This window comes from Streptomyces sp. NPDC052040, assembly GCF_044548405.1.
Lineage (GTDB): Bacteria > Actinomycetota > Actinomycetes > Streptomycetales > Streptomycetaceae > Streptomyces.
In genome coordinates, this window is the sequence record NZ_JBIUBV010000014.1 from 13,111 (window position 1) to 30,041 (window position 16,931).

Below are 16,931 nucleotides of genomic sequence, written 5' to 3' on the forward strand. Positions count from 1 at the left end.
GGTGCTCCGGGGGTGTGGGTGCGGGCTACCAGCGGTGGGTGACGGCGGCGGGGGAGGAGACGTTGTACAGCTCCCCGACCGCGCGCAGTTCGAACCGTGCCGCGCTCTCGTTCCGCTCCGGGGCGAGCCCTCCGGCGTAGTGGGCGCGCTGGCAGGTGCCGCCGAGGAAGCGGCGGGTGCCGTCGGGCAGGACGCGGTGCAGTTCGTAGTGGCGCGGGGCGGGGCCCGGGGCGGGTTCCCAGGCGAAGCGCAGGTCACCGCCGTCGGCGTCGGTGATACGCAGGCCGACGGGGGCGGCCGGAGCCGTCGCGGTGTCCCGGACCGCGAGCCGCCCGAGCCTCCAGCGTGTCTCGCCCCGGCCGGTGAGCCGTACGGCCAGGGTGTGCAGGGTGCCGGACAGGCCGCTCAGGGGCACGGTGGTGGTCTGCCAGTCCGCGCCTGGCGCGTCGAGAGGGATGCAGGTGTACGTGGGTGCCCGGCCGGGTCCGTCCGGCTCGGCGGTGGCGAGGGCCAGCTCCGGCCGGGGGGCTCCCGCGTCGGCCCGGTGGGTCAGTTCGACGACGGTGCCGGGGCCGATCGGCAACCGTACGGCGTACAGGTCCAGGACGGCCGGTGCGTCGAGGGTGCCGGAGACCAGCAGGCTGCTGCCGCCGCGCCAGGCGTCCGCGAAGTCGAAGGCGACGGTGGGGCGGGTGCCCGTGGTGCGCACGACCCAGCGGCGGGACGGCAGGCGGTCCTGGAGGCCGAGGTGGTTCCAGGGGGTGTCCGAGGTGACCTCGCCGTTCTCGTACCACCCGAGGCCGTGCCCGGTGTTGAAGACGGTCGCGAAGGGGAGGGCGGTGACGGTGGACCGGTCGGCGACGGAGAGCGCCGGGGCGCGCCAGCCGCCGGGGCCCGCGGGCCGGGACGGGTCGCGGGAGGCGCCGGTCCAGAAGAGGTCGTCGGCGGTGTGGAAGTCGCCGGGTGTGTGGTCCTCGGGGAGGTGGTTGCGGGTCCATTCGGGCCGGTAGAAGCCGATCAAGGTCACCTGTGCGCCCGTGGTCGGCACGATCGCGTCCCAGTCCACGGCGGTGCCCGTGCCGCCGGACTCCACATCGACGCCCGCCCACAGCGCATGGCGGCTGCGGCCGAGCCGCCCGGCGAGCGCTCCGGAGGAGGCCAGGGCGGACCGGGTCCAGCGGAAGTCCAGGAACATGGCGTCGGCGGCCTGGAAGAACGCCTGGTTGCGGCTGTTGAGGGCGCCCTGCCAGGCAACCGTGCCGTTCACCGTCATCGCGTCGTACCAGGTGACCCGGAGGCCCTGCGCCGCGCCCAGCGCCTTCAGCTCGGTGACGAAGCCGAGCATGGCGGCGCCGAGCGCGCTGTCGCCGCCGCCGGTCTCGGCGTTGAGGAACCAGCCGTCGAAGCCGTGGGCCCGGGCGACCTCGACGAGCCGCGCGGCGAGTGGATAGTGGCCACAGGTGTCCCGCCGCACCAGTTCCCGGGTCCAGGTGAGCTGTCCGCCGTAGGCCGCGGGCGGCAGGAAGACGGTGCCGAGGACAGGGACCCCGTGGCGGTGGGCCGCGTCCACGACCGGGGAGTTGGGCGCGAGGATCAGCCCCTCCCCCGCCGAGCCGCCCCAGAAGACCAGCTCGTCCAGATAGGCCCAGTGGGTGAGGGCGTAATAGTCGGCGGTGGGTGCGCCCTGGGAGGGGTTGGCGGAGGTGGGCGCGAAGGAGACCAGGGACTGGATACGGGCCTGGCCTGCGCGGGCGGTGGTGTTGGCGGGGGTGGGGGTGAAGCGGGCGGCGAGCGGGACGGACGCGGCGTTGAAGGCCAGGTCGGCGTCCGTGTCGGCGCTCCAAGTCGTCAGGCTGCGCCAGGTGATGCCCGGCCCCGGGGTGCCGGAGGGCAGGGAGTCGGGGTACCAGTAGGAGGCGTACGGCCGGAGGTCGCGGGCCGCCGCGGAGGCGGTGGGCGCGGGCAGCGCGGGGGTGAGCGCGGCGGCGGCTCCGGCCAGCAGGACGGTGCGTCGCTTGAGGTTCACGGTGTGCTCCGTTTCGCCGGGGGGACGGTGCGGTGACGGGCTACTCGGTGACCTGTGCGGGGGTGACGACCTCGGTGATGCCGCGGGCCGCGAGATGGTCCCGGTCGTCGGCGCGGCTCGCGAGCACGGTGGTGGGGCGGGCGCCTTGGGCGGTCAGCCGGGCGAAGGCCTCGAAGACCGCGCCGCCGGGGGCGCAGACGGACCGGCCGGGTGTGGTGTCCACGGCCAGCGCGGTGGTGCGGGGGGCGGGCGGCCCGGACGGCCGTTCCCGGACGATCCGGGAGAGCGTGTCGGCCGCGGGCTTGGGCCGCCGGTCGTTGGTGAGCAGGCCGAGCCCGTATTCGAGTTCGGGGAAGTCGGCGAGGTCCCGGCTGACATCGTGGGAGCACCACCAGGTGACGCCCCACAGATCGGGGCAGTCCAGGGCGTTGGCCACGGTGGCCTCGGTGAAGGCGGCGGCGTGTGCGGCGGGGATCAGCGGGGCGGGGGCGCCCACCTCCTGGAGCCAGACCGGGCGGTGCGGGTCGTCCGCCCAGGCCTTGGACAGTTCGACGAGGTAGGCGGCGTGGTGCTCGGTGGCGGTGCCGGTCGGGCCGTGGCGCTGGGCGGTGCCGTTGAAGACCCAGGAGTGCACGGCGGTGAGGTCCCCGAGGCGGGCCGCGTGCTCGGGGGTGAAGGGCTGGTCGTCCTGGTACCAGGTGGCGTCGTAGCAGGCGTGCAGATGGGGTGTGCCGGGGGCGCCCTCGGCGCATGCGGCGAGCAGCCGGGCGATCCACCGTCCGGCCTGTTCCGGGGTGACGGGATCCGGGTCGGGGTGCGGTCCGGCGGCGAACTGGTTGACCTCGTTGCCGATGGTCATGCCGAGGAAGGTGGGCCGGTCGGCGAGGGCGGCGGCGAGCGTACGGAGATAGGCGGCCTCCCCCTCGACGACATCCGGGTCGGTGAAGAGGTTGCGCCGGTGCCAGGTCGCCGTCCAGGCGGGCAGGAAGTCGAAGCTCGACAGATGCCCTTGCAGTCCGTCCACGCCGATGTCGAGTCCGCGTTCGGCCGCCGCGTCGGCGAGCGCGAGGAGCTGTTCGACGGCGCGGGGGCGGATCAGGGTGCGGTTGGGCTGGAAGTAGGGCCACAGGGGGAAGACCCTGATGTGGTCGAGGCCCAGTGCGGCGATCGAGTCGAGGTCGGCGCGCACGGAGTCCAGGTCGAAGTCGAGCCAGTGGTGGAACCACCCTTGACTGGGTGTGTAGTTGACGCCGAAGCGCACGGCTGGGGGCATACGGGCTCCTTCGGGCCAGGCTGCCGGGGGGACGGTGCGGTTCAGCCCTTGACGGCGCCCTCGCCGATCCCGCGGAAGAAGTACCGCTGGAGGCAGGCGAAGAGGGCGAGCAGCGGGGCCACCGCGATGATCGTGCCCGCGGCGACCAGGCGTTCGTCGTTGGCGAAGGTGCCGTGCAGATAGTCGAGTCCGACGGTCAGGGTGAATCTGTCCGGGTCGCTCAGCACGATCAGGGGCCACAGGAAGTCGTCCCAGGCGCCCATGAAGGCGAAGATCGCGACGACGGCCAGGGTGCCTTTCACCGAGGGCAGCGCGACCTTCAGGAAACGCTGCCAGGCGCCCGCGCCGTCGACGTAGGCGGCCTCCTCGATCTCGTAGGGGAGATGGCGGAAGGCGTTGCGCATCAGCAGCACGTTCATCGCGCCGATGCTGCCCGGCAGGACCACTCCGATCAGGGTGTTGTTCAGGCCGAGGTCCCGCATGGTGGTGAACTGGGCGATGACGATGCCCTCGACCGGGACCAGCATCGCCAGCACGAAGACCAGGGTGGCGGCACCGCGGCCGCGGTAGCGCAGCCGGGCGAGGGCGTAGCCGGCCAGGGCCGAACCGGCGCAGTTGGTGACGACGTTGGCGGCGGCGACCTTGAGGGAGTTGAGGGCGTAGTCCCAGACGGGGATGGTGTCCGCGACGCGTGTGTAATTGTGCAGGGTCGGGTGGTGCGGGAGAAGGCCGGGCGGCGACTGGAAGATGTCCTCGGTGGGGCCCTTGAGCGAGGTGGACAGCTGCCACAGGAAGGGGCCCGTGGTCAGGGCGAGTACGGCGAGCAGCAGCACATAGCGCAGCACCAGCTCCCCCCGGCGGACGCGGCGGCCCTCTCCCCCGCCGGTCCGGGGCGCCCGTACGGCGGCGGGTGCCGGGGCGGGCGGGGTCCGCTCGGCGACGCTCATGCGTCCCCCCTCCGGTCCGCGCGCAGGACCAGCAGCATCAGGGCGACGGTGACCGCGAAGACGACCACCGAGATCGCGGAGGCGTAGCCGACCCGGCCGGTCAGGCCGGTGCCGGTGCGCTGGACCAGCATGACCAGGGTGGTGTCCTCGCCCGCGGGGCCTCCCGCCGGGCCCGCCAGCAGATACACCTCGGAGAAGACCTTGAAGGCGGCGACCGAGGAGAGCGCGGCGACCAACACCATCGTGGAGCGGACCGCGGGCACGGTGACGCTGAGGAAGCGGCGGACCGCGCCCGCGCCGTCCACGGCGGCGGCCTCGTGCAGTTCGCGCGGCACATGGGCCAGCGCGGCCAGATAGATGACCATGTAGTAGCCGAGCCCCTTCCAGACCGTGACGGCCATGGCACTGAGCAGCAGCAGCCACTGGTCGCTGAGGAAGCCGATCCGGCCGATGCCGGCCGTCTCCAGCAGGGAGTTGACCAGTCCCCGTTCGTCCAGCAGCCACACCCAGATCAGGCCGACCACGACGACGGAGGCGACGACCGGGGTGTAGAAGGCGGAGCGGAAGAAGGTGATGCCGGGGATGTTCTTCTGCACCAGCAGGGCGAGCAGCAGGGGCAGCAGGACGAGCGCCGGGACGACCCCGAGGACGTAGAGCGTGCTGTTGCGCAGTCCGGTCCAGAACATGTCGTCGTGGAGCAGTTCGCGGAAGTTGGCGAGCCCGACGAAGCGGCCGGGGACCAGGGTGCGGCGGTCGGTGAACGCACCGGCCAGGGTGGAGACGAAGGGCCAGAGGACGAAGGCGCCGGTGATCAGCAGGCCGGGTGCGGCGAACAGCCAGGGTGTGGTGGGCAGTTGGCGCCGCACCCGGGGCAGGACGGGGGCCGCCATGACGGCTCAGCCCTGCTGCCGCAGCAGGCGGTCGCAGGCGTCGACCGCGTTGTCGAGGGCCGCCCTGGGGCTCTCCTTGCCCAGGAGCGCCTTGGCGACCTCGTTGCGCAGCGCGGTCTTCATCTGCTCGCTGAAGAGGACCGGGGTGTAGTTCACCGCGTTCTTCAGGGACTTGGCGGCGGCCACCCGCACCCGGGACTCGTCCGTGCCGTCCTGCCGGGTGAAGTACGGGTCGTCGAGGGAGCCGGTGGTGCTCGGGAAGACGGCGGCCTTCTTCGCGAAGGACATCTGGTTCTGCGCGTCGGTGACGTAGTGCGCGAAGGCGACGGCAGCGGGGGTGTGCCGGGTACGGGAGTTGACCATCACACCCATCACATACATGTTGACGTGGCCGGTGCTGGTGATCTGGTCGGTGATCCCGATGTTCCGGTACAGGGTCGGCGCCTGCTTCTTGAAGGTGCCGAGGTCCAGGGCGCTGCCGGGGTTCATGGCGACCGCCCCGGTGAGGAACTTGCGGCCGGTGGACTCGGGGGTGGCGGTCAGGGCGCCCGGGTCGAGGGCCTTGGCGTCGTACAACTCCTTGTATTTCGTCAGGAGTTCCACGCCCTTGGGGTCGTTGAAGGCGAAGCCGGTGCCCTGCTCGTTCATCAGTCCGGCGCCGTAGCGGCCGAAGTCCTCGACGGTGGGCACATTGGCGAGGGTCGCGACCTCGCCGTTGCTGCGCCGGGCCAGCTCCAGGGCGTCGCCGAAGAGTTCGGCGTACGTCCGCGGGGGCCGGTCGGGGTCGAGTCCGGCCTTGCGGAAGAGGCCCTTGTTGTAGAAGAGCGGGCCGGTGTTCAGATACCAGGGGAAGGCGTAGGTGCCGGGCATCCCCGGTATCCGGTTGCCGTTCCAGGCGCCCGCCAGGTATTCCGGCCGGTACGTCGCGGCGGCCTTGCCGAGGTCGAGGGCGAGACCGGCCTTGGCGAGCGGGGCGACCAGGTCGGGCGAGACATTGACGACATCGGGGAGGGTGCCGCCCGCCGCGTCCGCGCTGATCTTGTCGGCGTAGCCCTCGGCGGGCTGGTCGATCCAACGCACGTGTGTGCCGGGGTACTTCTTCTCGAAACCGGCGATCAGCCCGTCGAAGTACGACGAGAAATTGGCGCGCAGATTCCAGGTCTGGAAGGTGATGTCGCCCTCGGCCTTGCCGGAGGCGTCCTGCGCGCCTCCGCCGCCGCCCGAGGAGCCGCAGGAGCTCAGCTCCAGCAGGACGACGGCGGCAACGGCGGCGGCGAGTGCTCTGCGGGGGGTGGACACGGTGACACGGCTCCCTTGCGGCATCGGCGGCAGGTTGCGCAGTGACCATGCCCGGCGTCTTCCGGAGAAGTCAATGCATGCGCCGGGCCAAAGAAATCCGGCCGCCATCAGCGCAGGCGGGAGGCCAACGACCGGAAAGAGACGAGGACTTGTGGCCGTGCACTAATGCGCTTTAGGGTGCTGACCGCTCAAGCGCTTTAGCCGGTACCGCCGGGAGAGAGGGAGGCATCGTGCCCGCCAGACGTTCCCCGGCGCGCCGTCCGACCATGAAGGACATCGCCCGGCGTGCCGGTGTCTCCGAGAGCGCCGTCTCCTTCGCCCTGAACGGGCGGCCCGGTGTCTCCGAGGCCACCCGGGAGCGGGTACGGCGGGTCGCCGAGCAACTGGGCTGGCAGCCGAGCACGGCGGCGCGCCAGCTGTCCGGGGAGGGCGCGGCGACCGTCGGTCTGGTGGTGGCGCGCCCCGCGGACACCCTGGGCGTCGACTCGTTCTTCCTCCAGCTGATCTCCGGTGTCCAGGAGGTGCTGGCGGAGCGTCATCTCGGGCTGCTGTTCCAGGTGGTGGAGGACCTGGACGCCGAGTGCGCGGCCTACCGGCGCTGGTGGGCCGAGCACCGGGTGGACGGGGTGCTGGTGGTGGACCCCCGCACGGAGGATCCGCGCCCGGCGCTGCTGGACGAACTGGGCCTGCCCGCCGTCGTCATCGGCGGGGTGCCGGAGGCGGGCCGTCCGGGGCAGTCCACGGTCCGGGCCGACGACGCGGGCGCGATGGCCGCGGTCGTCGACCGGCTCCACGCCCTGGGGCACCGCCGGATCGTGCACATCGCGGGTCTGCCGGGCCTCGCGCACACCGAGCGCCGTATCCGCTCGCTGCGGGCCGAGGCGGAGCGGCGCGGGCTCACCGGGGTGTGGTCGGTGACCACGGACTACTCGGACGCGGAGGGCGCCGCCGTCACCCGCCGGGTGCTGGGGGCGGCCACCGCGCCGACGGCGCTGGTCTACGACAACGATGTAATGGCCGTGGCGGGCGTGGCCGCGGCCGCGGAGCTGGGCTTCTCGGTACCGGCCCGGGTCTCGGTGGTGGCCTGGGAGGACTCGGCGCTGTGCCGCATGGTCAGACCGTGGCTCTCCGCGCTGTCCCGGGACACGGCGGAGTTCGGCCGTACGTCGGCCCGGGAGCTGACCGCGCTGCTGGACGGGGGCCCGGCGCGCACGGTGCGGGTGCCGATGCCGCGGCTCATCGAACGGGAGAGCACCGGGGCGGCCCCGGAGGGCTGAGTGCTCCCCGGGCGGCCATCCGCGAACTCGCCCCGCCCGCAGGGGACTCGGGCCCCCGGCGGTACGGCGGGGGCGATCCGCGTGACGGAGGTGACCGGGCACCGCCGGGGCCTCGACGCGGGGCCCCGGGACCGTGCACAGTGCTCCTCGTACCCACCGGTACGTCCCCATCCGCCGAGCACCGACAGGGAGCGCCCGTGAGCAACTGGGCCGGCCGGACCGCCGCCGAGATCGCCGCCGCCGTACGCGAGAAGCGCGTCACCCCGCGGGAGGTCGTCGCGGACCATCTCGCGCGGATCGCCCGGTTCGACGGCCGGGTCGGCGCCTTCCGTCGGGTGCGCGGGGAGAGCGCGCTCGACGAGGCCGGGGCGCTGGCGGACCGCGCCGATCTGGACCGGCTCCCGCTGGCGGGCGTGCCGGTGGCGGTCAAGGACAACCTGGCGGTGCGCGGCGAGTCCACCCGCAACGGCTCGGCGGCGACCCCGGACAGGCCCGCCGAGCGCGACCATGTCACCGTGGCCCGGCTCCGCGCGGCGGGCGCGGTGGTCGTGGGTCTGACCAATGTGCCGGAACTCTGTGTGTTCGGCACCACGGACGGGGTGCACGGGACGGCCCGCAACCCCTGGGACGTCTCCCGCACGGCGGGGGGCTCCTCGGGCGGCAGCGCGGCGGCGGTGGCCGCCGGGATGGTGCCGATCGCGCTCGGCAACGACGGCATGGGCTCCCTGCGCATCCCGGCCGCCAACTGCGGTCTGGTGACGCTCAAGCCGGGCCTGGGCACGGTCCCGGCGGACATCGGCAACGGCGACTGGTTCGGCATGGCCGAAAATGGCCCCCTTGCTACCACGGTCGAGGACGCCCGGCTGATGTTCGACGTACTCGCGGACCGCCACGGGGCACCCGAACCGCGCCCGGCCGCGGGGAGTGTCGCCCTCTCCCTGCGCAGCCCGCTGCCCGGGGTGGCCGTGAGCCGTCCCTACGCGGACGCGGCCCGCGCGGCGGGCGCCCTGCTCGCGCGGGCGGGCCACGAGGTGCGCCCGGCCGAACCGCCCTACCCCTGGTGGCTGGGCACCACGGCGCTCGCCCACTGGACGGCGGGGACGGCACTCGACGCGGAGGGGCTCGATCCGCGGCGGCTGTCCCGGCGCACCCGGGTGCATGCGGCGGTCGGCCGCCGCTGGGTGCGGAGCGTGCGCTCCAGTGACCGCCGCGAGCGGTTGCGGGCGCTGCTTGAGCCGTTCTTCGCGGAGCACGACATCCTGCTCACTCCGGCGCTCGCGCGCCGGGGACCGGCCGCCGCGCCCTGGCACCGGCGCGGCTGGCTGCGCAATCTGCTGTCCAACGCGTACACCCCCATGACCCCGCCGTGGAACCTCACCGGATGGCCCGCCATGTCGGTCCCCTTCGGCACCCTGCCGGGCGGCGCGCCCTCGGCCGTGCAACTGGTGGGGCGGCCCGGCTCGGAGGCGGCCCTACTGGAGGTGGCGGGCCGCCTGGAGGCCCTGCGGCCGTGGCGGCGGACGGCGCCGCTGGACTGAGGGCCCGCACCACCCGCACCGGCCGCCGGAGGAGATCCACATCCGGGGTGTCGAACGCGCGCTCGGGGGGACTCGGAAGGCTCGGTACACGCCCGTCCCCCCGAGGGATTCCACGGAGGTGGAGCACCCATGCCCGTGACACTGTCCGCCGACGACCTGCGGAAGATCACCATCCGGCTCACCGAGGAGGCGGACGCGCTGCGGGAGGAGCTGACGGCCGCCGAATCGAGCCTGCCGGGCCTGCGCGCCGACTGCGAACGGGACGCGGCCGACCTGGGCGCCAAGGCCGTCGCGCTGGAGGCCCTGCGTGCGGACGCCGAGCGCGCCCGGGCTCAGCTGGACCAGGTCCTCGCCACCCTGCCGACGGTGGGCACGCCGGGCTACGGGCGGTGCGCGGTCTGCGCGGGCGCCATCGGCCGCGACCGGCTGCTGGCGCTGCCGCACACCAGAGCGTGCATCGACTGCGCCCGGACGGGAGCGGACGGAGCCGCCTGAGGCGGGACCACCGAGCCCGACCGGCGGTAGGGGCGCCCGTCCGGGACGCCCCTACCGTCAGCGATCATATGGGTGCGGTGAGTCAGTCGACGCTGGGCAGGATGTGCGGCTCGGCGAGGTCGTCCTCGTATCCCGCCAGACGGATGGGGGCGGATCTGGCCCACACGTCGAGGCTGCCGAGCTTCTTCTCCGTTCGGCGTCCCCCGCGGTCGCCGAGCTCATTGGGGTACTGATCGCTGTTCGTCTTCTCCGGTGTCACCGCGCACTCCTTATGTGTCGGGTAACCCTTGGGACGGGCCGGTCCAGTCTGCCGCTACGCCCTCGACGTCCGCTCGGGTCTGGTCGAAAACAGGTCGGACGCGGTGGCGCCGGCAACTCGTTCGAGAGCAGGCCGTGATGACCGGCTTGTCCCGGGGCGGACTACGGGTCGGGTGGACCCAAAGGCTGTCCGCACCGTTCAGATTAACCAAATGAGCAGGCACCTGCTCGATGGGGCTGAAACAACCAGGTAACCGTCTTGAGTCATCAGACGCTCATCCCCAGGAATTACCAGGCGTTTTCGTATCACTCACCCCCTTCGCCGTCACCCGATCGGCTCAGTCCTCGAACTGCACACCGGTACCGGCGGTACCGCCGGTACGCGCTCCGGCGCGCACGGTGCTCAGTTCAGACGCCGTTGGCCGCGGCGCAAGCTCGCCATGATCTGCTGCCACTCGGCAACGGCTTTTCTCGCGGGAGGACTGACGCATGGAGCTGCGCAGCGTCGAGGAGCTGATGGATCTGCTGCACGCCTGCCGAGGCGCCCGGCGCGCCCCGGACCACGAGGGCGAGGCGGTCGATGTGCACGAACACGCCCTCCAGACCGCGGCCCTGCTGCGCCGAAGTCACCCCGCCGACAAGGAACTCCAGGTGGCCGGGCTGGTTCATGACATCGGGCTGCTGCTCCGCCCCGAGGAGGGCACCGGACACCCGGACCGGGCGGCCGACGCGCTACGGCCCCTGCTCGGCGAGCGGGTCTCCCGTCTCATACGACTGCACGCCGCGGCGGAACGATATCTGGCCGCCTGCTCCCCGGTGCGCGGTCCGTCCGCCCCGGCCCCGGCGGGCGGCCCCATGACGGCCCGGGAGGCGGCCGCGTTCGCCCGTGACCCCCTGGCGGACGACGCCCTCACCCTGCGTCAGGCAGACGAGGCGGCCAGGGTGCGGGGCCTGGACGCGGGGGTGCTGGAGGACTGGCGGACCGTGCTGGAACTGGTGGCGGCCGGCCACTCCCGGCCGGGCCCCGCCTGAACCCCGTCCGGCCCGCGCACCGAACGCGGAAGAGCTGCACACGACACGCGCGGGCGTGAACGTACGACGTGAAGGGCACGGAAGTGCGACCTGCTGTCGGTCGGAGCAATGGCCCCGGCGGGCCGTCCCGCCGTGCCACACTCGGCGGGATGCACCGCCGACCTGCCACCGCCCCGGGCCGCGCCCGGGTCATCGGCACCTGGGCGGCCGAGCACGCGGGCTGGTGTCTGGCCGCCTCCCTGGCCCTCCATCTGCTGGCCGTCGTCCTCTCCCCGCCCTCCCCGCTGGATCTGCGCGTCTACCGCGAGGCCTCCCCGCTCCTCCTGACCGGCGGCCTCTACGACTACCAGCTGCACACCGCTCCGCCGATCCCCGTACTGCCCTTCACCTACCCGCCGTTCGCGGCACTGGTGTTCCTGCCGCTCGGGCAGCTGCCCTGGACGGTCGCGGTCGCGCTGTGGCAGACGCTCTCCGTGGCGGCTCTCGCGGTGATCGCGTACTGCGCCGCCCGGCTGCTGCCCGGCGGCCACGAACGGCCCCCGCACTCCCGCGTCCTGCTCTGGACCGCCGGGGGGCTCTGGCTGGAGCCGGTGCGCCACACCCTGGACCAGGGCCAGGTCAATCTGCTGCTGTGCGCCCTGGCCCTGGCGGCCATCGCGCTGCCGTGCCGCCCGGCGCTCCGGGGAGCCGGTCTGGGACTGGCCGCGGCGGTCAAACTCACCCCGGCGGTCGGCGGGCTGTATCTGCTGGCGACCCGGCAGTGGCGGGCCGCGGGCTGGGCGCTCGCCTCCGCCGCCGGGGCCACCGCCCTGGCCTGGGCGATCGCCCCGCGGGAGTCCACGCGCTACTGGTTCGGCCTGGTCACGGACACCCAACGCATCGGCCCCGCCTGGTCGGTGCGCAACCAGTCGCTGCGCGGGGCGCTCGCCCGGCTGCTCGGCCCCGGCGCCCCCGCCGCCCCGGCCTGGTGGACGGGGATCGCGCTGGTCAGTGTGGTGGCGGCGGCCGCGCTGTGGAGTGCCGTGCGCCGCCGCGATCTGCTGGGTGTGCTGGTCACGGCAGAGTTGTACGGACTGCTGGTCTCCCCCATCTCGTGGAGCCACCACTGGGTCTGGTGTCTGCCCACGATGGTCTGGCTGGCGCACGGGCCGGGGCGGCGGCACCCGCTCCACCGGGTGGCGCTGGCGGCCTGGGCCCTGGTCACGGTGGGGCGGCTGGTCCCGCTGCTGATCCGCGCGGAGGACCGGCTGCCGCACCCGGCCCCGTATCCGGCCCTGCTGGCCTGGCCCGGCACGGCCTATGCCGTCTGTGCCGTGCTCTCCCTGCTGGCCGTCGCCGCGAGCCCCCGCCCGGTGCCCGGCCCCCCGGCCGCGCGCCTCTCCCCCGCCCGGGTGTAGGGCACCGGGTCAGCTTTGCCCGCCGGGACCCCCGCGGACGGGCCGACCGGGGCGTCGGGGACGTAGAAGTGGGCGCGGACACGGCGCAGCCAGGCCTCGGCCGGTGCCTCGTCGGGGTGTTCGGACAGCACGGTGGCCCTCTCGTCGAAGGCGTTCTCGTAGAACCGCAGCAGGGGCAGTGCGACCGACGGGTCCGCTGCGACCCGCTCCCCGAAGTCGTGGTATTCGTCGGGGTTTTCGACGCGGATCGTCAGCCGTCCCGTCGTGTACAGCTCCAGGCCCTGGTGGCACAGCCGCTTGAGATGGCGGGCGTGTTTGGCGATCCGCCGCCCGGCCTCCGGCGCGAGCGGGCCCTCGGCGCGTCCTTCGAGACGTCTGAACTGCTGTGTCGCATAGCCGAGATAGGCCGCCCGGACGCGCCGTGCGCTCAGGAACGACGCCCGGATCCCGATCAGTTCCTCGCCGAGCGGTGTGCGCACCTCGTACAACTCGTCCGGCAGCCAGACGAGTTCCATCGCGGTCGGATTGCCGCCGAGGGCAAGACGGCACCACTTGGCGGCCTCGTGCAGGGTGCGGTCCGGGGCCGTGGTGACATGGGACTCCTTCGGCGTGTGCAGACCGTGCAGTTCCTCGGTCGGCGCCGCGAACAGTCCCAGCCGGTCCACGTCGGAGCCCGCGCGGGCGAGGCCGTAGGCCGTCGAGCCGACGATGCCGGAGAGCAGGAGATGGCGCAGGGTCATGCCGGGACGCTAGCCACCGGGACACCGTGTCGGCCAGCCATTTTTCGCACAGGCATGCGATCGTGCGTGCGATCGAAAGGGCGCGCCAGAAGGAGGGCGCGCGATCCGTCCGTGAACGGTGTACGCCCCCCCGAGGTCGGACCTCGGGGGGCGTACACCGTTCACGGACGGATCGGCGGCGCGGAGCCGCACAGGGGGGCGCTCACGGGAACAGGGCGATCCCGACAGCGACCAGCAGGACGATGCAGGCGATCACCGCGACCGCACTCCAGGTCCCGGGGTGCTTCCACGGGTCCGGCTCCCGGCCGCCGCGTGGCCGGTCCTCGGGCAGGACGGAGCCCGCCGGACGGTCGGAACGGTAGAACTGCTCGTCGCTCACATAACGATTGCGGGGATCGCCGACCGCACGCGGGTCGATGTGGTGTGGACTGGCCATGAGAACTCCTAGCGGATGCTCGTCAGGGCGAGTGCCCACCGGCGCCGGACTCACGCACCGGGGCGGAGGATCGCCGCCTGCCGGGCCGTGACCCGGCTCACCACTTGCCGGGCGCGTAGTCCTTCATGAAGACGCCGTACAGGTCCTCACCCTGCTCGCCGCGCACAATCGGATCGTATACCCGGGCAGCGCCGTCCACGAGGTCGAGCGGGGCGTGGAAGCCCTCGTCCGCCAGGCGCACCTTGTCCGGGTGCGGACGCTCGTCGGTGATCCAGCCGGTGTCGACCGCGGTCATCAGGATGCGGTCGTTGTCGAACATCTCCTGGGCGCTGGTGCGGGTGAGCATGTTCAGGGCGGCCTTGGCCATATTGGTGTGCGGGTGCCCCGCGCCCTTGTACCCGCGGTTGAAGACGCCCTCCATCGCCGAGACGTTGACGATGTACGTGCGCCGGGCGGCGGAGGCCGCCATCACCGGGCGCAGTCGGCTGATCAGCAGGAAGGGCGCCGTGGAGTTGCAGAGCTGGACCTCCAGCAGCTCGATGGGCGTGACCTCGTCGACGGTCTGCACCCAGCTGTTGGTGTCGTGAAGATCGGGGACGAGTCCGCCCGCGTCGATGGCCGTGCCGGACGCGATGCGCTCCAGCGAGGCCGAGCCGGAGACCAGCGCCAGGCCGGTGACGTCCTGCGCGGACAGGGCGCCGCCACCCGCCACCGGCAGCGCGGCCACGGCGCCGGATCCGAAGGTGCCGATGACCTCGGCGGAGGGCAGCTCACCCGCGGGCAGCGGCGCGGACTCGGCGGCCACCAGCTCGCTGTAGGCCCCCGGCGACCGGCGCACGGTCTGGGCGGCGTTGTTGATCAGGATGTCGAGGGGGCCCTCGGCGGCCACCGAGTCGGCGAGCGCCACCACCTGCGCCGGGTCGCGCAGGTCGATGCCGACGATCTTCAGCCGGTGGATCCACTCGTCGCTGTCGGGCTGGGCCTTGAAGCGGCGGATCGCGTCGTTGGGGAAGCGGGTGGTGACGGTGGTGTGGGCGCCGTCACGCAGCAGCCGCAGGGCGATGTACATGCCGATCTTGGCGCGGCCGCCGGTGAGCAGGGCCCGCTTGCCGGTGAGGTCCGCGCGGGCGTCCCGGCGGGCCCGGTTCTCGGTGGCGCAGGCCGGGCAGAGCTGGTGGTAGAAGTAGTCGACCTCGACATAGCGGGTCTTGCAGACGTAGCAGGAACGCGGGCGCCGCAGTATCCCCGCGATCTGTCCGGCGTCAGTGACCGAGGACGGCAGGATGCCCTCGGTCTCGTCGTCGATGCGCTGCGCGGAGCCGGTCGCCGTGGACTCGGTGACCGCCTTGTCGTGGGCGGTCTTGGCGGCCCGGCGCTCCTGGCGGCGGCGCTGCTTGACCGTGCGGTAGACGCTCGAGGTGGCCCTGCGCACCATGACCGCGTCGGGGTGGTCGACGTCCAGCCGGTCCAGTTCCTCCAGCACGCTCAGGCAGACGGCCAGGCGCTCCGGCTCGATGCCGGGACCGTACACCACCTCGTCCGCCGAGACACCGGGCGCGTACGGCACCTCGTCCGCGGCCGCCGGGCCGCCGCCCGTCAGGCCGTCCTCTGTCACCGTCATCGCGCTGCCGTCTCTCGCTCACCTGCGCAGCGCTCCGACCGCGCCCGCCTCCGAAGGCGGAATTTTACGGAGCGCCGGGCCGGGTCTCCAAACCCGCGTCGGTCACATCGACGGGATGTGACCGCGCGACGGCGCAGGGGCAGGGGAAACGGCGGCCCGGCCGCGCACCAGCCGCGCACCCGGCCGGAGCGTCCCCGGACGTCCGGGGACGGCTCCTCAGGTGCCGCAGGCCTCCAGCAGCGTGTCGACCTCCTCCGAGACGGCCCGGGCCAGCAGTTCCAGGTCCGGGACCGCCCGGCCGTCGGCGACGAGCCCGTAGTGGACCCGGCCCCGGTAGGTCGAGACGGCCACCGCCAGGGACTGTCCGCTGGCCAGCGGTGCGAGCGGATAGATCTCGGTGAGCGGGTTGCCGCCGAGCTTCAGCCCGAGACTGGGCAGCGGCACGCTGGTGACCAGGATGTCGAACCAGAGCCTGGCGGCCTGGCTGACCAGCGGTCCGCCCAGCCGGTGGCCCAGCGCGGGCACATGGTCCGCGAGCAGCGCGACGGCACCGGCGCCCCGGTTGGGCCCGGCGTCCTTGTTGCGGTCCATGGCCGTGCGCACCGTCCGCAGCCGTTGCAGCGGGTCGGGGTCGGCGACCGGGAGCCGTATCAGATAGCCGGAGAGCCGGTTGCCCTGCGGGTGGGCGGTGCGGGGGCGGCGGTTGGAGACGGGGATCAGGGCGCGGGGCTCCACGCCGTCGCTGCCGTCGCCGCGTTCGTCGAGCCAGCGGCGCAGGGCGCCCGCGACGACCGCGATGAGTACGTCGTTGACGGTACCGCCGGCCGACTTGCGCACCCGGTGCACATCGTCGAGGTCGAGGACCACTCCGGCGGTGCGGCGGGTGCCGCTGGGCTCGGAGACCAGCGCCGAGGAGGACCGCATTCCGAAGGTGGAGCGTGCGACGGAGGTGCCGATGTCGAGGGCGCGGCCCATGTCGGCGAGTGTGCCGCGCAGCAGGCCGGGGAGTTTGCGCACATCGGGCAGGAGGCTCCGGGCGGGCTCCGGGCGCCGGGGGCGGGGCTCCGGCAGGTCCATCGGGTCCATGATCGCGGCGGCGAGGGTGAGGGCGCGCAGCCCGTCGGCGAGGGCGTGGTGGAACTTGAAGAGGATGGCGAAGCTGGTGCCGGACTCCCCGGGCAGCACATGGGCCTCCCAGGGCGGGCGTCCCCGCTCCAGCGGGCGCTCCATGAGCCGTCCGGCGGCGGCGTGGAAGTCGGTGGTGGGCGCGTGCAGCCGGACGTGGTCCAGGGGGTCGAAGTCGGGGGCGGGTTCGCGGGTGGCGCCGCCGAGGGCGAGCGGGAGGCGTACGTCGGCGAGGTGGCGGGGCACGCGTACGTCGGGCAGCCAGACGTCGCGGATCCTCATGCGCAGGCCGGGCACCGCGGCGGCGCGCGCGGCGAGGAGGTCGGCGGCGTGGGCGCCCGCGGTGGGCGAGTGGCAGGAGAAGACGCCTAGGGCCCCGAGGTGCATCGGATGCCGGGCGGACTCGATGTTCCAGAACGCCAGGTCGAGTGGTGCGAGCAGGTCGTTGGAAGTCAAGGGCTTGCCTCGCGTCGACGGAGGATGAAGCAAGAAGTCAACCTCCGACAGATGATTACGGTCAAGTACGATCAAGCTACGTACAGTTAACGTCACGTGAAGTCCCGCCCCCGAGAAGGGG

At 73.1% G+C, this 16,931-nt stretch carries 14 protein-coding genes and 1 pseudogene; 5 read left to right on the top strand and 10 right to left on the bottom strand.

All coding sequences use genetic code 11. The features are described 5' to 3' along the window. Nucleotides 1-25: 25 nt before the first annotated feature. The 5 genes from ACIHAA_RS24320 to ACIHAA_RS24340 are packed head-to-tail and all read right to left on the bottom strand — an operon-like array spanning nucleotide 26 to nucleotide 6,435. Entirely contained in the window at nucleotides 26-2,026 is a 2,001-nt protein-coding gene (locus ACIHAA_RS24320) for an endo-beta-N-acetylglucosaminidase (protein WP_399820570.1), read from the bottom strand. A gap of 40 nt (nucleotides 2,027-2,066) precedes the next feature. Continuing rightward, nucleotides 2,067-3,299, bottom strand: coding sequence for a glycosyl hydrolase (locus ACIHAA_RS24325; protein WP_399820572.1), 1,233 nt, complete (start codon nucleotides 3,297-3,299; stop codon nucleotides 2,067-2,069). Nucleotides 3,300-3,340: 41 nt separating this feature from the next. Then, on the bottom strand, nucleotides 3,341-4,246 hold the full coding sequence (locus ACIHAA_RS24330) for a carbohydrate ABC transporter permease (protein WP_399820574.1): 906 nt from the start codon (nucleotides 4,244-4,246) through the stop codon (nucleotides 3,341-3,343). Next, nucleotides 4,243-5,136, bottom strand: coding sequence for a carbohydrate ABC transporter permease (locus ACIHAA_RS24335; RefSeq protein ID WP_399820575.1), 894 nt, complete (start codon nucleotides 5,134-5,136; stop codon nucleotides 4,243-4,245). The genes ACIHAA_RS24330 and ACIHAA_RS24335 overlap by 4 nt, the downstream gene beginning before the upstream one ends. Nucleotides 5,137-5,142: 6 nt before the next feature. Next, complete coding sequence (locus ACIHAA_RS24340; protein ID WP_399820577.1) at nucleotides 5,143-6,435, bottom strand: extracellular solute-binding protein; 1,293 nt, start codon at nucleotides 6,433-6,435, stop codon at nucleotides 5,143-5,145. A 230-nt stretch (nucleotides 6,436-6,665) separates the two neighbouring features. On the opposite strand from ACIHAA_RS24340, the gene ACIHAA_RS24345 reads away from it, so the two are divergent. The 3 genes from ACIHAA_RS24345 to ACIHAA_RS24355 all read left to right on the top strand — a co-directional run bounded on the left by ACIHAA_RS24345 (nucleotide 6,666) and on the right by ACIHAA_RS24355 (nucleotide 9,745). After that, complete coding sequence (locus ACIHAA_RS24345; RefSeq protein WP_399820580.1) at nucleotides 6,666-7,712, top strand: LacI family DNA-binding transcriptional regulator; 1,047 nt, start codon at nucleotides 6,666-6,668, stop codon at nucleotides 7,710-7,712. Nucleotides 7,713-7,909: 197 nt separating this feature from the next. Further along, complete coding sequence (locus tag ACIHAA_RS24350; RefSeq protein ID WP_399820582.1) at nucleotides 7,910-9,250, top strand: amidase; 1,341 nt, start codon at nucleotides 7,910-7,912, stop codon at nucleotides 9,248-9,250. Between the two features lie 129 nt (nucleotides 9,251-9,379). Beyond that, nucleotides 9,380-9,745 (top strand): TraR/DksA family transcriptional regulator, encoded by a 366-nt coding sequence (locus ACIHAA_RS24355; RefSeq protein ID WP_399820583.1) that lies wholly within the window; start codon nucleotides 9,380-9,382, stop codon nucleotides 9,743-9,745. 82 nt (nucleotides 9,746-9,827) lie between these two features. On the opposite strand, the gene ACIHAA_RS24360 is transcribed toward ACIHAA_RS24355, so the two are convergent. After that, on the bottom strand, nucleotides 9,828-10,004 hold the full coding sequence (locus ACIHAA_RS24360) for a hypothetical protein (protein WP_399820585.1): 177 nt from the start codon (nucleotides 10,002-10,004) through the stop codon (nucleotides 9,828-9,830). 488 nt (nucleotides 10,005-10,492) lie between these two features. On the opposite strand from ACIHAA_RS24360, the gene ACIHAA_RS24365 reads away from it, so the two are divergent. Continuing rightward, a complete protein-coding gene (locus ACIHAA_RS24365) occupies nucleotides 10,493-11,035 on the top strand; it encodes an HD domain-containing protein (protein WP_399820587.1) in 543 nt (180 codons plus the stop codon). Between the two features lie 149 nt (nucleotides 11,036-11,184). Then, the gene (locus ACIHAA_RS24370) at nucleotides 11,185-12,432 is read left to right on the top strand and encodes a glycosyltransferase 87 family protein (protein WP_399820589.1); all 1,248 of its coding nucleotides are present in this window, start codon (nucleotides 11,185-11,187) and stop codon (nucleotides 12,430-12,432) included. A 62-nt stretch (nucleotides 12,433-12,494) separates the two neighbouring features. On the opposite strand, the pseudogene ACIHAA_RS24375 reads toward ACIHAA_RS24370, so the two are convergent. The 4 genes and pseudogenes from ACIHAA_RS24375 to ACIHAA_RS24390 form a co-directional block, all read right to left on the bottom strand. Continuing rightward, nucleotides 12,495-13,172: pseudogene (locus tag ACIHAA_RS24375) on the bottom strand (DNA polymerase beta superfamily protein); the annotation flags it as partial. Nucleotides 13,173-13,374: 202 nt separating this feature from the next. Further along, the gene (locus ACIHAA_RS24380; protein ID WP_399820591.1) at nucleotides 13,375-13,608 is read right to left on the bottom strand and encodes a hypothetical protein; all 234 of its coding nucleotides are present in this window, start codon (nucleotides 13,606-13,608) and stop codon (nucleotides 13,375-13,377) included. Between the two features lie 97 nt (nucleotides 13,609-13,705). Beyond that, nucleotides 13,706-15,229 carry an SDR family NAD(P)-dependent oxidoreductase gene (locus ACIHAA_RS24385; protein ID WP_399820593.1) on the bottom strand — a complete coding sequence of 508 codons (1,524 nt, stop codon included), beginning with the start codon at nucleotides 15,227-15,229 and terminating at the stop codon, nucleotides 13,706-13,708. A gap of 216 nt (nucleotides 15,230-15,445) precedes the next feature. Beyond that, entirely contained in the window at nucleotides 15,446-16,810 is a 1,365-nt protein-coding gene (locus tag ACIHAA_RS24390; protein ID WP_399820595.1) for a wax ester/triacylglycerol synthase family O-acyltransferase, read from the bottom strand. Between the last annotated feature and the right edge of the window lie 121 nt (nucleotides 16,811-16,931).